Annotated in this window: 15 protein-coding genes and 1 pseudogene; 9 read left to right on the top strand and 7 right to left on the bottom strand. The window is 38.3% G+C overall.

Annotation, left to right across the window (positions count from 1 at the left end):
* Positions 1-302: 302 nt before the first annotated feature.
* Positions 303-551, top strand: a pseudogene (locus ACFIMX_RS00840) (Arm DNA-binding domain-containing protein); the annotation flags it as partial.
* A gap of 135 nt (positions 552-686) precedes the next feature.
* Here the strand turns inward: ACFIMX_RS00840 and ACFIMX_RS00835 are convergent.
* Positions 687-1,277 carry a Smr/MutS family protein gene (locus ACFIMX_RS00835; protein WP_375639523.1) on the bottom strand — a complete coding sequence of 197 codons (591 nt, stop codon included), beginning with the start codon at positions 1,275-1,277 and terminating at the stop codon, positions 687-689.
* Between the two features lie 52 nt (positions 1,278-1,329).
* Positions 1,330-2,022, bottom strand: coding sequence for a Tim44/TimA family putative adaptor protein (locus ACFIMX_RS00830; protein WP_375617567.1), 693 nt, complete (start codon positions 2,020-2,022; stop codon positions 1,330-1,332).
* A 174-nt stretch (positions 2,023-2,196) separates the two neighbouring features.
* Between ACFIMX_RS00830 and ACFIMX_RS00825 the strand changes: the two genes are divergently transcribed.
* Positions 2,197-2,691, top strand: coding sequence for an FxsA family protein (locus ACFIMX_RS00825; RefSeq protein ID WP_375617528.1), 495 nt, complete (start codon positions 2,197-2,199; stop codon positions 2,689-2,691).
* A gap of 142 nt (positions 2,692-2,833) precedes the next feature.
* Complete coding sequence (gene secB / locus ACFIMX_RS00820) at positions 2,834-3,310, top strand: protein-export chaperone SecB (protein ID WP_375617527.1); 477 nt, start codon at positions 2,834-2,836, stop codon at positions 3,308-3,310.
* Between the two features lie 66 nt (positions 3,311-3,376).
* Here secB and ACFIMX_RS00815 read toward each other — a convergent pair whose 3' ends face one another.
* The gene (locus tag ACFIMX_RS00815) at positions 3,377-5,677 is read right to left on the bottom strand and encodes an NADP-dependent malic enzyme (RefSeq protein WP_375693899.1); all 2,301 of its coding nucleotides are present in this window, start codon (positions 5,675-5,677) and stop codon (positions 3,377-3,379) included.
* 195 nt (positions 5,678-5,872) lie between these two features.
* Here ACFIMX_RS00815 and mutS point away from each other — a divergent pair, with 195 nt between their 5' ends.
* Complete coding sequence (mutS, locus tag ACFIMX_RS00810) at positions 5,873-8,617, top strand: DNA mismatch repair protein MutS (RefSeq protein ID WP_375693898.1); 2,745 nt, start codon at positions 5,873-5,875, stop codon at positions 8,615-8,617.
* Between the two features lie 1,022 nt (positions 8,618-9,639).
* Here mutS and ilvD read toward each other — a convergent pair.
* From ilvD to ACFIMX_RS00790, 4 genes are all read right to left on the bottom strand, one after another.
* Entirely contained in the window at positions 9,640-11,478 is a 1,839-nt protein-coding gene (gene ilvD, locus ACFIMX_RS00805; protein ID WP_375617524.1) for a dihydroxy-acid dehydratase, read from the bottom strand.
* Positions 11,479-11,649: 171 nt separating this feature from the next.
* The gene (locus tag ACFIMX_RS00800; protein ID WP_375617523.1) at positions 11,650-11,829 is read right to left on the bottom strand and encodes a hypothetical protein; all 180 of its coding nucleotides are present in this window, start codon (positions 11,827-11,829) and stop codon (positions 11,650-11,652) included.
* 618 nt (positions 11,830-12,447) lie between these two features.
* Positions 12,448-12,699 carry a DUF1150 domain-containing protein gene (locus ACFIMX_RS00795; protein WP_012754519.1) on the bottom strand — a complete coding sequence of 84 codons (252 nt, stop codon included), beginning with the start codon at positions 12,697-12,699 and terminating at the stop codon, positions 12,448-12,450.
* A gap of 26 nt (positions 12,700-12,725) precedes the next feature.
* A complete protein-coding gene (locus ACFIMX_RS00790) occupies positions 12,726-13,157 on the bottom strand; it encodes an Hsp20 family protein (protein ID WP_375617522.1) in 432 nt (143 codons plus the stop codon).
* A gap of 120 nt (positions 13,158-13,277) precedes the next feature.
* Between ACFIMX_RS00790 and nth the strand changes: the two genes are divergently transcribed.
* The 5 genes from nth to pheT all read left to right on the top strand — a co-directional run bounded on the left by nth (position 13,278) and on the right by pheT (position 18,436).
* On the top strand, positions 13,278-14,018 hold the full coding sequence (gene nth / locus ACFIMX_RS00785) for an endonuclease III (protein ID WP_375617521.1): 741 nt from the start codon (positions 13,278-13,280) through the stop codon (positions 14,016-14,018).
* A gap of 155 nt (positions 14,019-14,173) precedes the next feature.
* Complete coding sequence (rpmI, locus tag ACFIMX_RS00780) at positions 14,174-14,377, top strand: 50S ribosomal protein L35 (protein ID WP_183193590.1); 204 nt, start codon at positions 14,174-14,176, stop codon at positions 14,375-14,377.
* Positions 14,378-14,410: 33 nt separating this feature from the next.
* Positions 14,411-14,812 (top strand): 50S ribosomal protein L20, encoded by a 402-nt coding sequence (gene rplT, locus ACFIMX_RS00775; RefSeq protein ID WP_375617520.1) that lies wholly within the window; start codon positions 14,411-14,413, stop codon positions 14,810-14,812.
* A gap of 94 nt (positions 14,813-14,906) precedes the next feature.
* Complete coding sequence (gene pheS, locus ACFIMX_RS00770; RefSeq protein ID WP_375617519.1) at positions 14,907-15,989, top strand: phenylalanine--tRNA ligase subunit alpha; 1,083 nt, start codon at positions 14,907-14,909, stop codon at positions 15,987-15,989.
* 32 nt (positions 15,990-16,021) lie between these two features.
* Positions 16,022-18,436 carry a phenylalanine--tRNA ligase subunit beta gene (pheT, locus tag ACFIMX_RS00765; protein WP_375693897.1) on the top strand — a complete coding sequence of 805 codons (2,415 nt, stop codon included), beginning with the start codon at positions 16,022-16,024 and terminating at the stop codon, positions 18,434-18,436.
* Positions 18,437-18,724: the final 288 nt, after the last annotated feature.

Raw genomic sequence — 18,724 nt, 5'->3', positions numbered from 1 at the left:
TTTAACACTATCCATAGCGACATCTTTTGAATAAGATCGTTTCTCAATTTCTCATGTTTTTATTCTTCGTGTATTTAATAGAGTAATGCTGTGGTTTATAAAAATAATTTATTGCTTTGCAACCTGAATGAGATCCATCTATATCTCTCTCATTTTAAGTCCTATTATATTGAATCAATCAAAATCTTTCGTTTGGGCGTCACGAGCGAGATGAGAACTGTAGAGAGTTAAAAACACTTAAAGAAAAGCATGCCTCTTATAAATGCTTTCAAGTGCCAAGGACTTAAAGGGTTGTTGCAACATTGGGAGATGGCAAAGTGTATGATGATGCCAGCTTGCTCTTTTATTAAGTATAAAGATAGGGGGTGCTTCATGGATTTATCGTTATACTCTTCACGAATGCCGTCGCAAAATAGGCTTGGGAGCGTTAAGAGATGTTTCTTTAAAACAAGCCTGTGAATATATGTAATTCAATGTCATTCTGTTTTGCGTGAGGGATGTGCCCCGTTAAAGAATGCGAAAAACAAAAGCGTGAAGCAATACGTAGAATGTAAAATAATATCTTTATAATTTTTTATAAAAAATTATAAAGAAGGGAATATTGTATTCAAGGCTCTTACGAAATATACAAAAACAATAAATTATAAGTATAAATAAATATAAAATCTAGAGCGACCACAATAACATCACTTTCCTTCTCCCGACACAAAACGGCGCAACCAAACATAAAGCGCACCTTCTCCGCCATGCTGACGCGCTGCTTGCTCAAACGCGTGGACATAATATCGAAAAGCTGGTGTTGATAACCAATACGGAACAAATCTATACAAAGCTCCATCGCTCCCAACGGATCGTCCTTTTCCTGTAATCACAAGGACATAACGCAATCCTCTCTGCTGAGAGGACTGTAGAAATTTTTTTAATAAAAAATAAGCTTCTTCCTGCATATAACCATGGAGATCAAGACGCGCCTCAAGAGGACAACGACCTTGGGAAATTTTACGATATGCAACATGATCAAAGAAATGAATCTTTTGTGCTTGTGTAACTGACCTCTTTTCTCTTTTAATAATTGTCGAGGATTGTTGATTTTCCTGAGACAATGAGGAGATTTGAGTTACAGGCTGTTTTTTATCATTAATATTTGCAATAATTTCTGAAGCAGAAGAGAGCATCTTACCGTGAAGCGGTGTTATCGTACGACAAACCATCTCCCATAAAAGACGATCTTGTGGAGCCAATAAATCTATTTTTTGTCTCCATTTACTTGAGGACATTTTAATTTCTCATAAATCATTGAATGCTTATGGAAGAAAAACAAAAAGTATTTTAATTTTCATTTTCTGTAGCAAAAAGCTTCCAGTTGGGATCTGACGATAAACTATTGCGAACAAAAGTCCAAATATCCCTGATTTCTACAATAGCATCAGGATCACCGTCTATACGCTCGCCCTGTTCATTATAAGTAACAGAAATCATCTCACTGACAATACGTATCGTTAAAAGTTCATCTTTTTCTTGTATTGCCGCCGCAACAAATTCGATCTTATTAATTCCAACAAAAGTGAATTCTATTCTTTCTTTATTTTTTTCTCGTTGCTCAATAGCCGTACAAAAGCTCTCAAAAACATCCTGACAAAGCAAGCTTTTAAGTTGATTGCGATCACCTTTGGCAAAAGCTATTACAATCATTTCATACGCAATTTGTGCACCTTTTATAAAAAGTTGAGGAGAAAAATGAGGATCAATTCTATGCAATTCCCGCAAATTTTTATTCAAAACACTCCCTTCCGGTGAAATTTTATCAATTTCACTAAAGTCGTCTTTTTGTGAATTTTTCTGATGAGGGAACGAAACAATATTATCAGCCGTTTCTGCTTCAACTTGTTTTTTAGAACGTCGTGAATAAGGATCAAAGGGTGGCTTTTCAAACCCAATTCGTTTCCCTAATACATTACGGAGTTGCACAAAAATAACAACCATAACAACAAGAGCTATGACAAGTATAACGTCAAATTCCATAGGCGCTGTCAATCTCCAAAGCTTAAGTCTCTAATAAACATTGCAGTCAATACCATTTATCAATAAATATGTAAAATAAGGAATCTTATCATTCAAATATTTTTATAGATTTTGTATTTAAACGGAGTTCTCTTAAGAATTTCTCCCCCTACTCATCCAGAAGGAAACTTTCATGTGATAAAACTTTATTCTATAAATCCTCGTTTTTTTGTTGTTATCTTTCTTTGCATTCTTTTAATCGAGATTGCTGGTTTTATCTTTGTTGGTCAAGAAATTGGTATTTTGGCAACCTTGAGTTTGGTTATTCTCACAACCATAGCTGGGGTTGTTTTATTGCGAATTCAAGGGATTAGCCTTTTAAAAAATATACAAAATGAACTTATCCAAGAACGCACATTAGAGAATAATATTATTAATGATGCTTTCATCATGTTTAGTGCAATTTTACTTATTCTTCCCGGCTTTGTCACTGATCTCTTGGGAATATTACTTCTTATTAAACCAATTCGCTCTGTTGCTTGGCATTTCTTTGCATCATTAAAAAACAAAATGAATCCCAATACTAGAAGAAAAAATAACTCTGAAAAAATAATTGATCTTAAAGCAGAAGATTACACAATTCATGATACGACAGAATCTCCATGGCGCAAAAATGATGATAACCATTGAAATGCCTAAAAAATCTGTAACAAACTAAAAAAATATTCAAGATAAAGAGTGCATTTCTTGCAACCTTTTGCAAGGCGTGATAACCAATCTGGTCTTTAGATCTAAAATAAATATATATATTATAATGAGAGAGGTTTGTCGTATGGCCGAAGGTGAAATGAATAACAGTGGTGGAGAGCCGGTTTTTGCTGTATTAACTCAATATTTAAAAGATTTATCATTCGAAAACCCTGGTGCTCCTCGTTCATTGCGTGCACGTGAAAAATCACCACAAATTGATATCAATATTAACGTCAATGCTAACCCAATTGGTGATGACAATTACGATGTCGTTTTGTCTCTCTCCGTCAAAGCCAATGATGAAACTGAAACCTTGTTTCATGTAGAACTTATTTACGGTGGTGTTTTCCACCTTAAAAACATTCCACAAGAACATGTTATGCCACTGGTCTTTATTGAATGTCCCCGTCTTTTATTTCCATTTGCTCGCCAAATTATATCTGATGCTACTCAAAGTGGTGGTTTTCCACCTTTGTGGATTGATCCTATTGATTTTGCAGCACTCTTCCAAAAGCGTCTTTCTGAAGAACAAAAAGACAATCAAATACAGCCCTCTTAAAAATTTATTTTTTTGCTATCAAAAAGCCCCTTGATATATTATTGGTATATTAGGGGCTTTTTTCCTTTAGACGACTTTTGCGGCATGATAAGCCGCAAGCATTGCAATATTGACAACATCTGTATCGCTTCCACTAAACGGTACAATTTGGACAGATTTTTCCAATCCAATTAAAATAGGACCAATGATGGTTGCTTCACCGAGTTCTTGTAACATTTTGCTTGCAATGGAAGATGCGTGATATCCAGGCATAACCAAAATGTTAGCAGGCTCCGTTAATCCCATAAATGGATATTGCTGCATCAATTTGGAATTGAGTGCCACATCAGCACTCATTTCTCCATCAAACTCAAAATCAACTTTGCGTTCATGCAAAATATTAATCGCATCCTGAATTTGCTGCGTCGTCTTCCCTTTCATATAACCAAATGTAGAAAATGCTAAAAATGCTACCCGTGGTTGATATCCAAATCCTCGCACAAATGAAGCTGCTTGTTCCGCTATATCTGCAAGTTCTTCAGCATTAGGATTTTCATAAACGGCTGTATCCGTAATAAACACAATTCGTCCACGGCAAATAGCCATTGAAATACCAATCAATCGTTCTTTTGGTTTTTCATCAATTGCACGACGTATATCGATCAACGCTGTTTCATAATTGCGTGTCACCCCTGTAACCATTGCATCAGCATCTCCTAGTGCCACCATACACGCAGCAAAATAATTGCGATCATTATTGATACGACGATGACAATCACGCAACAGCCAACCTTGACGCTGCATTTTTTTATAAAGATAATTCGCATAAGCATCTGTACGGCAAGAAAGCTTAGCATTCATAATAGAAATACCTTCACGCTCCAGATCAATTCCAGCGATAACAGCCGCTTCTCTTACTTGCTCTTCACGACCAACCAAAATCGCTTGTCCCAATTTTTGATGAACATAGGAAACGGCTGCCCGCATAACTTGCTCTTCTTCACCTTCTGCAAAGACAATTTGTTTTGGCGCTTGACGAACATGGTTATAAACCCCACGCATCATCGAGGAAGTAGGATCACGTCTCGCATTCAAATCGCGCTCATAGGCCTCTAAATCATCTATGTTCTTTTGCGCAACACCGCTTTCCATTGCTGCTTTTGCTACCGCTATTGAAACAACCGTAAATAAACGCGGATCAAAAGGAACAGGGATGATATAGTTAGGACCAAACTTTAATCGCTTTCCATGATAAGCTTCTGCAACGCTGTCAGGCACTTCTTCATGCGCTAAATTAGCAAGAGCCTTTGCCGCAGCAATCTTCATGTCTTCATTAATAACTCTTGCACGCACATCAAGCGCACCACGAAATATATAAGGAAAACAAAGAACATTATTAATCTGATTTGGATAATCGGAACGTCCTGTTGCGACAATGGCATCATGACGCACTTTCATAACCTCTTCCGGCGTAATTTCTGGATCGGGATTAGCCATAGCAAAAATGATCGGCTGGGGTGCCATGGATCTTACCATTTCAGGAGTAAGAGCACCTTTAGCAGAAACCCCAAAAAATATATCTGCACCTTCCATTGCTTCCATAAGCGTACGTTTATCTGTTTGAATAGCATGCGCAGATTTCCACTGATTCATTCCCTCTTTGCGGCCTTCATAGACCACACCCTTTGTGTCACATAATATGATATTTTCGGAACGAAAGCCCATCGCTTTAATCAATTCAATACAAGCAATCCCTGCAGAACCAGCACCATTACAGACTAACCGCGTATTTTGCATATCGCGCCCTGTTAAAGTCAAAGCATTGAGAACACCCGCAGCAACAATAATCGCTGTACCGTGTTGATCATCGTGAAAAACAGGTATATTCATCACCTCGCGTAGACGGCTTTCAATCATAAAGCACTCTGGCGCCTTAATGTCTTCAAGATTAATTCCACCAAAAGAAGGTTCTAAATGGCGCACCAAATTGATAAAATTTTCTGTATCGTTTATATCAATTTCTAAATCAATGGAATCAATATCCGCAAAACGCTTAAACAACACTGCTTTGCCTTCCATGACCGGCTTAGAGGCAAGTGCCCCTAAGTTGCCTAACCCTAAAATAGCGGTTCCATTTGAAATAACAGCAACAAGATTACCTTTTGCTGTATAATCATAAGCTAGCGCTGGATTTTGAGCAATTGCCTTAACTGGAACTGCAACACCTGGTGAATAAGCAAGTGCTAAATCATGCTGTGTTGCCATAGACTTTGTTGCAATAATCTCAAGCTTTCCTGGTCGACCACGACTATGAAAATCTAGAGCTTCTCTTTCGCTCGCACTGTAAACAGTTTGAGACATTTTCTGATCCTGCTCGCTCTTTTTCATCTCACTTTATTTTCTCCAAAAACAGTGTAAATTTTGCTTGATAATGCGTATAGTCATTAAATTTGATTCATATATTAGAAATCGCTATTCTTGCCTTAGCAAATCTGATGATGCGTTGCAATTTAGAGATAAATAGATATTGAAGTAAACAAAAAAGAGTAAAAACTTCACTTAAAGGAAACAGGCCTCGTACAAATGGATAAAAAAAACAATCATAAAAATAATTTAATTCCACAGCCTGCCTCCCCATCTGCTTCCTCTCAAGAACGTCTTACACCTATGATGGAGCAGTACATAGAAATCAAAGCCGTCCATCATGATTCCCTTCTCTTTTACCGAATGGGGGATTTTTATGAATTATTTTTTAATGATGCGATTGAAGCTGCTCAGGCTTTAGGAATCACACTCACAGCACGTGGAAAACATTTAGGACAAGATATTCCTATGTGTGGTGTTCCCGTTCATGCGGCAGATGATTATTTGCAAAAACTGATTTCTTGTGGTTATCGCGTTGCTGTTTGTGAACAAACAGAAGATCCTGCTGAGGCAAAAAAACGGGGCTCAAAATCTGTTGTTCGGCGTGATGTTGTTCGCCTTGTAACCCCTGGAACGATAACAGAAGAAAAACTCCTTGATCCAACACGCGCAAATTATTTGATGACACTTTCCCGTATAAAAACTAGCGATGGAGAGGAATTTGCTCTTTCTTGGATTGATATCTCAACAGGCATATTTCGTGTAATAGAGAGCCGCCAAGAAAAACTTTTAGCAGATATTATGCGTGTGGATCCACAAGAAATCATTGTTTCTGATTCATTTTTTCATGATAAATCTCACAAGTCACTTTTTAGTGTTCTTGATCGTATCGTTTCACCTCAACCTGCTTGTCTCTTTGATGCACTCACCGCTGAACGCGATATTTGCAATTATTTTAAACTCTCAACTCTTGAAGGCGTTGCCGATTATTCACGCTGTGAACTCTCTGCAATTGTAGCTGCTATTCGTTATATCGAAAAAACACAAATCACGCATCGCCCTCCCCTCATGCAGCCTGAGCGACAAAATGAAAGTGCAACTCTTTTTATTGATGCTGCAACCAGACTAAGCCTTGAACTTATTCGAACGACATCAGGTCAACGGGATGGAAGTTTATTAAAAGCTATTGATCGCACTGTAACAGGAGGAGGATCACGCCTTCTTATTGACCGCCTTATTGCTCCCCTCACAACTCCTTCAGCTATTGATACGCGTTTGGATTCTATCGATTTTTTTCTACGTAATCCTTCTCTTGCAGAAGCGATAAAGCTTATTTTAAAGGGGGGACCAGATATGCCCCGCGCCGTTTCACGTTTGGCTCTTGGACGAGGAGGTCCCCGTGATATGGCAACAATCCAGCGTGGCTTTGAAATCATTCGTGAATTGCATCAACTTCTTAATAATGAGCTTCTGCCTCAAGAAATAAGTGATGTACAACAGGTGTTCTCAAACTTACCCACAGCGTTGTACTTTCATTTAGAACAAACATTAGCTGATGATCTCCCACTCCTTAAACGTGATGGTGGTTTTATTCGTTCTAATTATCATAAAGAGCTCGATGAAATGCGTGATTTACGTGATGAATCGCGCCGTGTCATTGCTGAACTTCAAGCGCAATATGCCCAAGAAACAGATATTAAGACTCTTAAAATAAAGCATAATAATATTCTAGGTTATTTCATTGAAGTAACCAGCACACAAGCATCTGCCCTTACAAATAATCCACAAGCTAAAGCACGTTTTATTCATCGGCAAACAATGGCAAACGCTATGCGTTTTACGACAACAGAGCTTGCTGACCTTGAAAGCCGTATTGCCCACGCTGCCAATCACGCATTGACACTTGAACTAGAGATTTTTGATATTCTCGTTCAGGAAATTACCGAACAAGTTGATTTTATTCGTAAAGCCTCTGAAGCACTTGCTATTTTAGATGTCTCTGTCGCTTTAGCATATCTTGCTGAAGAACAAGGATATTGCCGCCCTAAAATTGATCTTTCACTTACCTTTCATATTACAGCAGGACGCCATCCTGTCGTCGAGCAAGCACTCCGCAAACAAGCAGCAGAACCTTTTATTGCCAATAATTGTGATCTCTCTGTGCAAGAAAATCAGCAATATGCAGCAATCTGGCTGTTGACAGGGCCTAATATGGGAGGAAAATCAACTTTTTTGCGGCAAAATGCTCTCATTGCTATTATGGCGCAAATGGGGTCCTTCGTTCCAGCGACTTCAGCACATATTGGTATCGTTGATCGCCTATTTAGTCGCGTTGGAGCTTCCGATGATCTTGCACGGGGGCGCTCAACCTTTATGATGGAAATGGTTGAAACAGCAACGATTCTCAATCATGCTAGCCATCATTCCCTTGTTATTCTTGATGAAATAGGACGTGGAACCTCAACCTTTGATGGACTTTCTATTGCTTGGGCTGCTGTTGAATATCTCCATGAAGTTAACCATTGTCGTGCTATTCTCGCTACCCATTTTCATGAAATGACCGCACTTACCGAAAAACTTGACAGACTGCATAATGTAACCATGAAAGTCAAAAATTGGGATGGTGATGTAGTTTTTCTTCATGAGGTCACACCAGGAGCTGCTGACCGTTCCTATGGTGTACAAGTCGCAAAGCTTGCTGGACTTCCCCCAACCGTTATTACACGAGCAACAGATGTACTCCATCAATTAGAACAAGGCGAAATGGCTGGAAAAGGACATAAACTCATTGATGATTTACCACTCTTTTCTCTTAAAGCAACATCTCCCGTCAGTGAAGCAAAAAACAAACATTGTGTACTTCACGAAGCTTTAAAAAATATCCATCCCGATGAACTCTCCCCTAAACAAGCTTTAGAAGCAATTTACCACCTCAAACAGCTTGAAAAGAGTAACCCTTTATAGAAAACAAATGTTATTTTTTATCAAAAAATCTTCTTAATAGGAGATAAAGAACCCTTTTTGATGTACCACAACACAAACAGTTATTTACCGTATTCCCATCGCTTTTCTACATAATATATTTTGATAAGTGTAATTGCCTATAGAAGCAAAATCCTATGCATTATATTTCATATTTCCTTAGATCAATATTGGCCCGTATACACAAAATTGGTCAATATCGACTATTTTTACAAGATAGTCGTTTTTTGTAAAGATTGTCATGAAATCTCCTCCACCTTGCAAATACGCAACATTTAATGAATTATGCTTTTTCACAATCAATATTATTGTTATCATAGCAACAGTTTTAGTTTAAAGCTGTCGGTGTTGGGATGCCTCCCCATTTTTCATAATAAATTCATGGATAATGGATCTCGCATTTTCTTCACATTTTAAGTTATAAAGAGCTCTTTTACTGTTTTCATATGAAACATATAATCAGATATATCACAGCAGTACTTTATTTTCATAAACATCCTTGAACTCCTTCCCGCACCTCAAAGGATAAGGATTTTCATTCGAATCAAGTCTGCAAACAGTCCAGATTCTAAGGGATTTACCTTAACTTCCTAGTCATGTAATTCACTTAAACTCAAAGTTTGATAAACAAGTCTAAGAATATTCACCACACACTAAATATATTAAGTAGGATGCCGTATATCACAGCTCTAAATGACAGTGTTTTTACGGTAAAACAAGATAATGCCACCAGTACAATAAATATCTTTCATAAATTATGAGTAATAAGAAATCATAATCTCATATAAGATTGGAATATGATATGAAAAGTAATTATACTGCATCTGTCTTACATAGCTGCTAAAATAAGCGATCCGCAGCAGCTTTTAGTTGTATTGATAGCTTTTTAATCATACTGATCATGACTCGAAATATTCTGATAAGTTCATAAACTCATAAAATAATTAGCTTAGAATATCGTGCAAAAGATGCAAAAAATCAGAGCATTATCTCTATTCAACTCATCAAATATTACGTACTGCACCCTTTGCAGCAGATGTGGTCATCGCTGCATAGGCTTTGAGAGCCTTTGAAACTTTACGCTGACGCTTCTCAATCGGTTGCCAAGCGCCTTTTCCTTTTGCTTCCATCTTAGAACGGCGCTGCTTCATCTCAACGTTATCCACCAACATATGAATTCTACGATTTGGAATATCAATTTCTATGATATCCCCCTCCTCCACCAACGCAATTTCTCCTCCTTCAGCAGCTTCTGGTGAAATATGTCCTATCGAGAGCCCTGAACTTCCCCCTGAAAAACGTCCATCCGTAACAAGTGCACAAACCTTGCCCAATCCTTTAGATTTGAGATAACTTGTTGGATAAAGCATTTCTTGCATTCCAGGTCCACCACGTGGACCTTCATAACGGATTAAAACAATTTCACCTGTTTTAATCTTATCAGTTAATATAGCTGAAACAGCTGAATCTTGGCTTTCAAAAATTCTTGCCGGACCTTTAAAAGTTAAAATTGATTGATCAACGCCTGCTGTTTTTACAATGCAGCCATCTTTTGCAAGATTTCCATAAAGAACTGCCAATCCTCCATCTTGTGAATATGCGTGTTCCCTATCGCGAATCACACCTTTTTCACGATCAAGGTCAAGGCTCTCATAGCGACAAGATTGACTAAAAGCTGTCTGTGTTGGAATACCACCAGGAGCGGCACGATAAAATGCATGAACTGTTGGCTCATTAGTTTGCTTTACATCCCAACGGTAAAGAGCTTCTTTCATTGTTTTTGCGTGAACCGTATAAGTTGATGTATCAATGAGTCCCGCCGCATCCAGTTCGCCTAAAAGCCCCATAATACCACCAGCGCGATGAACATCTTCCATATGTACATTTGCAACAGCAGGAGCAACCTTACATAAAACAGGAACACGACGTGAAAGATGATCAATATCCGTCATGGTAAAATCCACCTCACCTTCTTGCGCCGCGGCTAAAAGATGCAGTACTGTATTGGTTGATCCCCCCATGGCAATATCAACGGTCATTGCATTTTCAAAAGCCTTGCGTGAAGCAATAGAGCGCGGCAAGACTGTTTCATCATCTTTTTCATAATAACGTTTAACCAATGCAACAATCTGTTTTCCAGCTTCTTCAAAAAGCATCCGTCGATCTGCATGTGTTGCTAACATTGATCCATTTCCGGGAAGCGAAAGCCCCAATGCTTCCGTTAAGCAATTCATGGAGTTGGCTGTAAACATTCCTGAACAAGAACCACATGTAGGACAAGCAGCACGCTCCATTTCAGCCACTTCTTCTTCTGAATTCTGTTCTGAAGCTGCTGCAACCATGGCATCGACCAAATCAACCGTTAGATCTTGATCCTTCCATTTAATCTTACCTGCTTCCATAGGACCGCCTGAAACAAAGATTGTCGGAATATTCAACCGTAAAGCAGCCATTAACATACCAGGCGTAATTTTGTCACAATTAGAAATACAGACAAGTGCATCTGCACAATGTGCATTAACCATATACTCTACAGAATCAGCAATGATTTCACGTGAGGGCAACGAATAAAGCATTCCATCGTGCCCCATCGCAATTCCATCATCTACAGCAATGGTATTAAATTCTTTCGCAACACCACCGGCAACGGCTATCTGTTGTGCGACTAATTGCCCAAGATCTTTTAAATGAACATGCCCTGGTACAAATTGTGTAAAAGAATTCGCAATCGCAATAATGGGTTTACCAAAATCAGTATCTTTCATCCCTGTTGCACGCCAAAGTCCGCGGGCTCCTGCCATATTACGCCCGTGGGTTGATATTCTTGAACGGTAAGAAGGCATTATTTTTTTCCCCTCAAATAATTCCATTTTGCTTGTTGTGCTGTAACTTCATTATAAAAACAAGAGCTTTAATATTCAAAAGAGAAAAATACCTTGTACTGCAGCATTTGAAGCACAAAATTAAAAGCTCTGCATAAACTTTTTCATAAAGGCTTTGTTTTTTATTACCTGTTAATCAACATCTAATCCCTGTGCAAGTCCACGTTTGAGACAAATATCAAAACGCTTCAGTATGACACGAACTGTTCCAGATTTTTGTATGCCAGATTTGGTTAGTATATTGCATCTATCTGTTTGCGTAATTTCTGAAATTGGAAAAAATATAAAGGAATCGTGATAAAAATCTATCATCTCCTTATAATTCAGCTTTACACCTTTCAAACGCATTCATAAAAATATCTTTTAAATAATGATGACGCATTATCTTATGCTTTTGTTTTTACACTTTTCAATAGAGCTACTCCCCTCAGGAAGAACAAAACACACCAAACAAAATACACTTGTATCGCCTTTATACTCATTTTAAAGAGACATCTTTCAATGCACTCGAGCCCATTTCACGATAGCGCCTATGAATGGTATAACAGCCCCCGTGAATAATATAAATCTATAAGGGACATCTTCACACTTATGAAGAAGATAACTGACACCATCATACATTTTTTCATCCCCATATCGTGAACGTCCTTGGTAATTGAGACAATTAAAAAGAGATATTTTTATTCCTTTCTTCAAGTGTTTTTATCCACATGGCTCTCCCTGGTTATGACATCAAGCAAGTGACTTTAATTGTTTTAATACAAGAGGATCTAAAATGAGAGAACCTTATGATATTCGGGACTCTCATTCCAGTTGTAAAAAATTAATTATGAATATAAACCAATACTTATCTCATTATAACTCACATTACACCTTTACGAAAAAACAGATAGAATTTACAAAGAGTACAGCGTTTTCTCGTAAGGTAATCTAGTGCAGAGTTACAATTTGTAGTTCATGCTCATTGGCTCCAGCAAGAGCGATAGAACGCTCATCGGATAAAATGATAGGATAACCTGTTTCACCAAAGAGAGCCCATATCGTAATTCCTGGGGTCATTGGTGGAAGATCTGGAAAATTTTTAGCCAGATCATCTGTACAAACTTTTTTTAAATAGGCAATCTGTCCCGCATCAGAGTAGGATGTGTTCTGAAACGACAAGTTTTGTTTATGTTCTCCCATTTCACTATTCCTTTACGCCTTAACTTTTATGACTCACCACTACTGACTTTAATTGGAATCTGTTTTATTTCTTTTTTTAACTTTGGTTGATACAGATTAATTGATAAAAGACCATTTTTCAACTCTGCATTTGTAACATGCATCCCTTCCGCGAGAACAAAGGTTCGCTGGAATTGTCGCGCAGCTATACCGCGATATAAATATTGATGATTTTGATTGTCTGTTTGTTTACCATGAATAACCAATTGATTATCATCGAGTAAAATATTAAGATGGTTAATCTTAAATCCAGCAACAGCCAAAGTTATCCGGATATGATTTGCATCATCACTTTTATGCAAACGTTCAATGTTATAGGCTGGGTAAGCCTCATCAGCTTTACCGATACGTTGCAATATTTTTTCTACGGTTTCAAACCCTAAAAGAAAGGGATTGGAGAAAGGCGTCAAATGTGTCATTCATGAGTATCCTCTTTAAAACGGCTTTACTTGACCAAACTCTATAAAAGTGTTCGCTGCACTCCTCTCATATGGCGAGCGTGAATGATAACTTCAAGAGAGAAGATTTAAGAGAGTTCAATGCCTCAAAGTAACATAAAATTATCAAGGGTGCGAAATTTATCTAGTATATTGTATAATAAAGATGAAATTGCGGAAATATTTCGCCGTTTTTCTGTGCAACGTCCAACACCTAAGAGTGATCTTAACTATATAAATACTTTTACACTTTTAGTTGCCGTTGTGCTTTCGGCTCAAGCGACAGATGTAAGCGTTAATAAAGCGACAAAAGAATTATTTTGCCTTGCTGATCAACCGGAAAAAATGGTTGCATTAGGGAAAGAAGAAATAGCAAATCATATCCGTTCAATTGGCCTTTGGCGTGCAAAAGCACGTAATGTTTATGCGCTTTGCAACTGTTTAATTGATTATTATGGCGGTCAAGTACCCGATACGCGTGAAGCACTCATGGCCCTTCCTGGAGTGGGGCGCAAAACGGCTAATGTGGTCTTGAATGTTGCTTTTGGTCAGCCTACATTGGCAGTAGATACACATATTTTTCGCTTAAGCAATCGTCTTGGTTTGGCGCCTGGAAAAACACCAGAAATTGTTGAGAAAAAATTATTAAAGATTATACCGGTTCATTATATTCGCCATGCGCATCATTGGCTGATTTTACATGGTCGCTATATTTGCCAAGCACGTAAACCACAATGTACGCAATGCATTATTGCCGATTTATGTAAAGCAGCCATCAAAACAAATGCAATTCCAGCACCTTTGGTTGAGCTTCAAGGCAATGGAGCGCCGATTTTTTTGTAATACGGTCTTGCTATTTTGTGTATACTAGCTTATGAAAACGTCTTTAAGAGCCGCCCGGCAGGGCATGCCGTGGCTGTTTAAATGCTTGTTCAAGCGTTGGTCCGCTTGAGTGAATAAAATGTTTGATTGAATAAATTAATGTACGGAGTAGCAAAATGCCCAAGATGAAGACCAAATCATCCGCTAAAAAGCGGTTTAAAATCACTGCGTCAGGCAAAATTAAAGTAGCAGCTGCCGGTAAGCGCCACGGCATGATTAAGCGTTCGAATAAATTTATTCGCGATGCACGTGGAACAATGGTTTTGTGTGAACAAGATGCTAAAAAAGTCATTCAGCATTATTTGCCGAATGGTATTTAAACCTTACGCTTTTGATTTTGAGGAGATTATAATATGGCTCGTGTGAAAAGAGGTGTGACAGCACACGCTAAGCACAAAAAAGTTCTTAAACAGGCTGAAGGTTTTTACGGTCGTCGTAAAAATACCATTCGTGCAGCTAAAGCAGCGGTTGATCGTTCAAAGCAATACGCTTATCGTGATCGCAAAAATAGGAAACGTACTTTCCGTGCTTTGTGGATTCAGAGAATTAATGCGGCTGTTCGCGCAGAAGGTTTAACTTATGGACGTTTTATTGATGGCTTATCAAAAGCCGGTATTGAGGTTGATCGTAAGATTCTTTCAGATATAGCAATCCATGAGGCAGAAGCATTTTCTGCTTTAGTAGCTTCGGCAAAAAAAGCTTTAGAATATTTAAAAGATACGACACCTAATGCTTTCGAAGGCGCTGTCAAATAAGCCAGTCGTGTTCTCTTAAAGCATTCATTTATTCGAGGTCCCGTGCTGGCTATTGCGAGTGCGGGTTTTTCTTTATTAAAAAATAGGCAAAAATATGAATGATATTGAGCGTCTGGAACAAGAAATTTGTTTAGCCTTAGAGGCAGCAGGTGATGAACAAGCACTTGAAGAAGTGCGTATTGCAGCATTGGGTAAAAAAGGTAGTATCTCTGAAAAATTAAAAGAATTAGGAAAAATGGATACTGGCGAGCGCCATAAAGTTGGACCAGTTCTTAATGGATTAAAAAATCGCATTTTAGAATTATGGGCACAAAAGCGTGATCTTCTGAAAAGACAGGCAATGGATGCCCGTCTTTCTCGTGAAACAGTTGATGTTACCTTGCCTGTTCGCTCTTCACCTATAGAACGGGGACGCATTCATCCTATTTCACAAGTGATTGAGGAAATTATTGCCATTTATACGAAGTTGGGTTTTTCTCTTGCAGAGGGACCTGATATTGAAACAGATTATTATAATTTTACAGCATTGAATTTTCCTGAAGGGCATCCAGCGCGTGAAATGCATGATACCTTCTTTTTTGATGTTGATAAAATGGGAGAACGAAAATTATTGCGAACCCATACATCACCCGTACAAATTCGCACACTAGAAAAACAAAAAGCACCGATACGAATCATTATTCCTGGAAAAACTTACCGCATGGATTCGGATGCAACACATTCACCCATGTTCCATCAGGTAGAAGGTCTTGTCATTGATAAAACTTCCACCATTGCACATATGATGTGGCTGCATGAAACTTTTTGTAAAGCATTTTTTGAAGTTCCCTCTGTAAAAATGCGTTTTCGTCCCTCTTTTTTTCCTTTTACCGAACCATCTATGGAGGTAGATATTCAATGTGATCGTTCTGGTTCAGAAGTAAAGTTCGGAGAAGGACAGGATTGGTTGGAAATTTTAGGATGCGGAATGGTGCATCCCCAGGTATTAAAAAATGTTGGTTTAGATCCCGATGAATATCAAGGCTTTGCATGGGGAATGGGCATTGATCGTATTGCCATGTTGAAATACGGTATGCCTGATTTGCGGGCTTTTTTTGATGCTGATCTGCGTTGGTTAGACCATTATGGCTTTCGTTGCTTTGATATGCCTGCTTTTTTTCCTAATAAAAATGTGTGATCTTAGTCATCGCTTTCATGTGAGGTTTTAAAATGAAGTTTACATTGTCGTGGTTAAAAGATCACTTAGAAACAAATGCATCTTTGAATGAAATTTGTGAAAAATTAACCGCTATCGGTCTTGAGGTTGATCACGTTGATGATCGGTCTTCTTTAAAAGGTTTTGTGATTGCAAAAGTTTTAACAGCAATAAAACATCCTGATGCAGATAAACTTCAAATTTTATCAGTCGATACAGGGACTTCCACACCTGTTCAAGTTGTCTGTGGAGCACCAAATGCACGAGCAGGTCTTGTTGGTGTTCTGGCACTACCAGGCACTTATATTCCAGGACTTGATGTAACATTATCTGTAGGAAAAATACGCGGTGTTGAAAGTTTTGGGATGATGTGTTCACAAGCGGAGCTTGAATTATCAAATGAGCATGATGGGATTATTGAACTTCCAGAAGATGCACCTATTGGAGATTCATTTGCAGCTTATGCTGGTTTAGATGATCCGATCATTGATATTGGTTTGACCCCCAATCGTTCCGATTGCACAGGTGTTCGCGGTATTGCCCGTGATCTTGCTGCCGCTGGAATGGGAAAATTAAAAGAATTATCTTTGTCAAAATTTGAGCCTTCTTTTGAAACACCTCTCGATGTTTCATTAGATTTTTCGCAAGATTCATCATTATGTTTAGGTTTCGCTTGGCGTGAAGTACGCAATGTTCAAAATGGCGAATCACCACAGTGGATGCAACAGCGTTTGAATGCAATTGGTCTGAGACCGATTAATACGCTTGTTGATATGACCAATTACATCAGTTTTGACCTTGGTCGTCCGCTCCATGTTTTTGATGCAGATAAAATTAAAGGTAATTTGTGTGTACGTTGTGCGCGTGAGGGAGAACAGCTTCAAGCACTGAACGGGAAAATCTATCATCTGGGCGCTAAGAATTGTGTCATTGCAGATGACGAGGGGGTTGTTTCGATTGCCGGTATCATGGGCGGAGAAAGAACGAGTTGTGATGAAACAACACATCGCGTTATTATTGAATCGGCGCTTTGGGATGCGGGAAGCATTGCACAAACAGGAAGAGCATTAGGTCTTATCAGTGATGCACGTTATCGATTTGAACGAGGTGTTGATCCGGCTTTTATAGACACAGGACTTGAGATTGCAACAGAATTGGTCTTACGTCTTTGTAGTGGTGAAGTATCTAAAAAGAGGATCGTTGGCTATCAGCAACAAGAAATCAAACAGATCGCTTTTCCTTTTTCTGAAATTAAACGTTTAACAAATTTGGAAATAGAACCTGAAAAAGTCATCTCTATTTTAACAAAACTTGGATTTTTTGTTGAAGGAAAAGGAGATGTTATTACGGTAAAAGTACCATCATGGCGCCCTGATATTATGGGTAAAGCCGATTTGGTGGAAGAGGTTATGAGAATTTATGGGTTAGATAAAATTAAACCTATTCCTTTGGAAAACTTTGCAGAAGGAAAAGATCAAATTTTAACATGCGCACAAATTCGTTCACGTGCTACACGTTTGGCTCTAGTGCAACGTGGTATGAAAGAAGCGGTGACATGGTCTTTTATTTCTGAAAATCAAGCTCTTGCTTTTGGGGGAGGTCAAAAAGAGCTTAAATTAGTTAATCCTATTGCTGCTGATATGTCAATGATGCGTCCTTCCCTTTTACCTGGTTTGATTATAGCGGCACAAAGAAATGCTGATCGTGGTTTTTCCGATCTTGCTTTGTTTGAAGTTTCAAGTATTTATGAGGGCGACACCCCTGATAAACAACACCGTGTTGTTAGTGGAATTCGTCGCGGAACAGAGCAATTTAAAGGGGCTGGGCGTTTTTGGAATGGAAATGCAACCGTCGTTGATGTTTTTGATGCCAAAGCAGATGCTTTAGCTATTTTAGAAGCATGCGATATGGATGTTGGGAAAGTGCAGATTGAAGTTGGAGCACCTGATTGGTATCACCCTGGTCGTTCAGGTGTCATAAAACTTGGATCAAAGATTATTCTTGGTTTTTTTGGTGTTTTTCATCCTGCTACATTAGAAAAGTTAGATGTCAGTGGACCTTTATGCGGCTTTGAAATTTTTCTAGACCGAATTCCAGAATCAAAGAAAAAAACGACCAAAAGCCGCCCTCCTTTGAAACTCTCACCTTTTCAAATGGTGCGGCGTGATTTTGCCTTTATAGCGGATAAAACTGTTGCCTCTTCTCTTATTATTCAGGCGGCAAGTGGAGCCGATAAAAAACTTATTCATTCAGTGCAGGTTTTTGATATTTTTGAAGATTTAAGCTTTGGTGAAGATAAAAAATCTGTTGCAATTGAAGTAACTATTCAGCCCATAGAACGGACTCTAACAGATGAAGATTTAGAAAAGCTTGCCTCAAAGATCGTGGATAATGTTACCAAAATGACAGGTGCATATTTACGCTATTGAGTATTCTCATTTTTTATGAGATATTTTACATGAAGTGGGAGCATTTTTGAGTGCTCTCTTTTTGTTTGGCATTCAAGAGCTATAGAACTTCTTGAAAGGGAACCTCCTTACCAAAACAAGCTGCTTAAATCATCAATTTTTTCAATATGAAAAAACTGTTTTTAAACATCGTGAAAAGTTATTTTTTCTCTTAATCCTTCATTGCAAATGTAAAAGATAACTGCTATTGCTAAATGATAATGCAAATTATTTGCAATAAAAAGAAGGCATATAAAGGAAAGAGAGAAT

The organism is Bartonella sp. AD24XZML, from assembly GCF_042196485.1.
Lineage (GTDB): Bacteria > Pseudomonadota > Alphaproteobacteria > Rhizobiales > Rhizobiaceae > Bartonella.
This window is presented reverse-complemented; position numbering and strand designations above follow the sequence as displayed.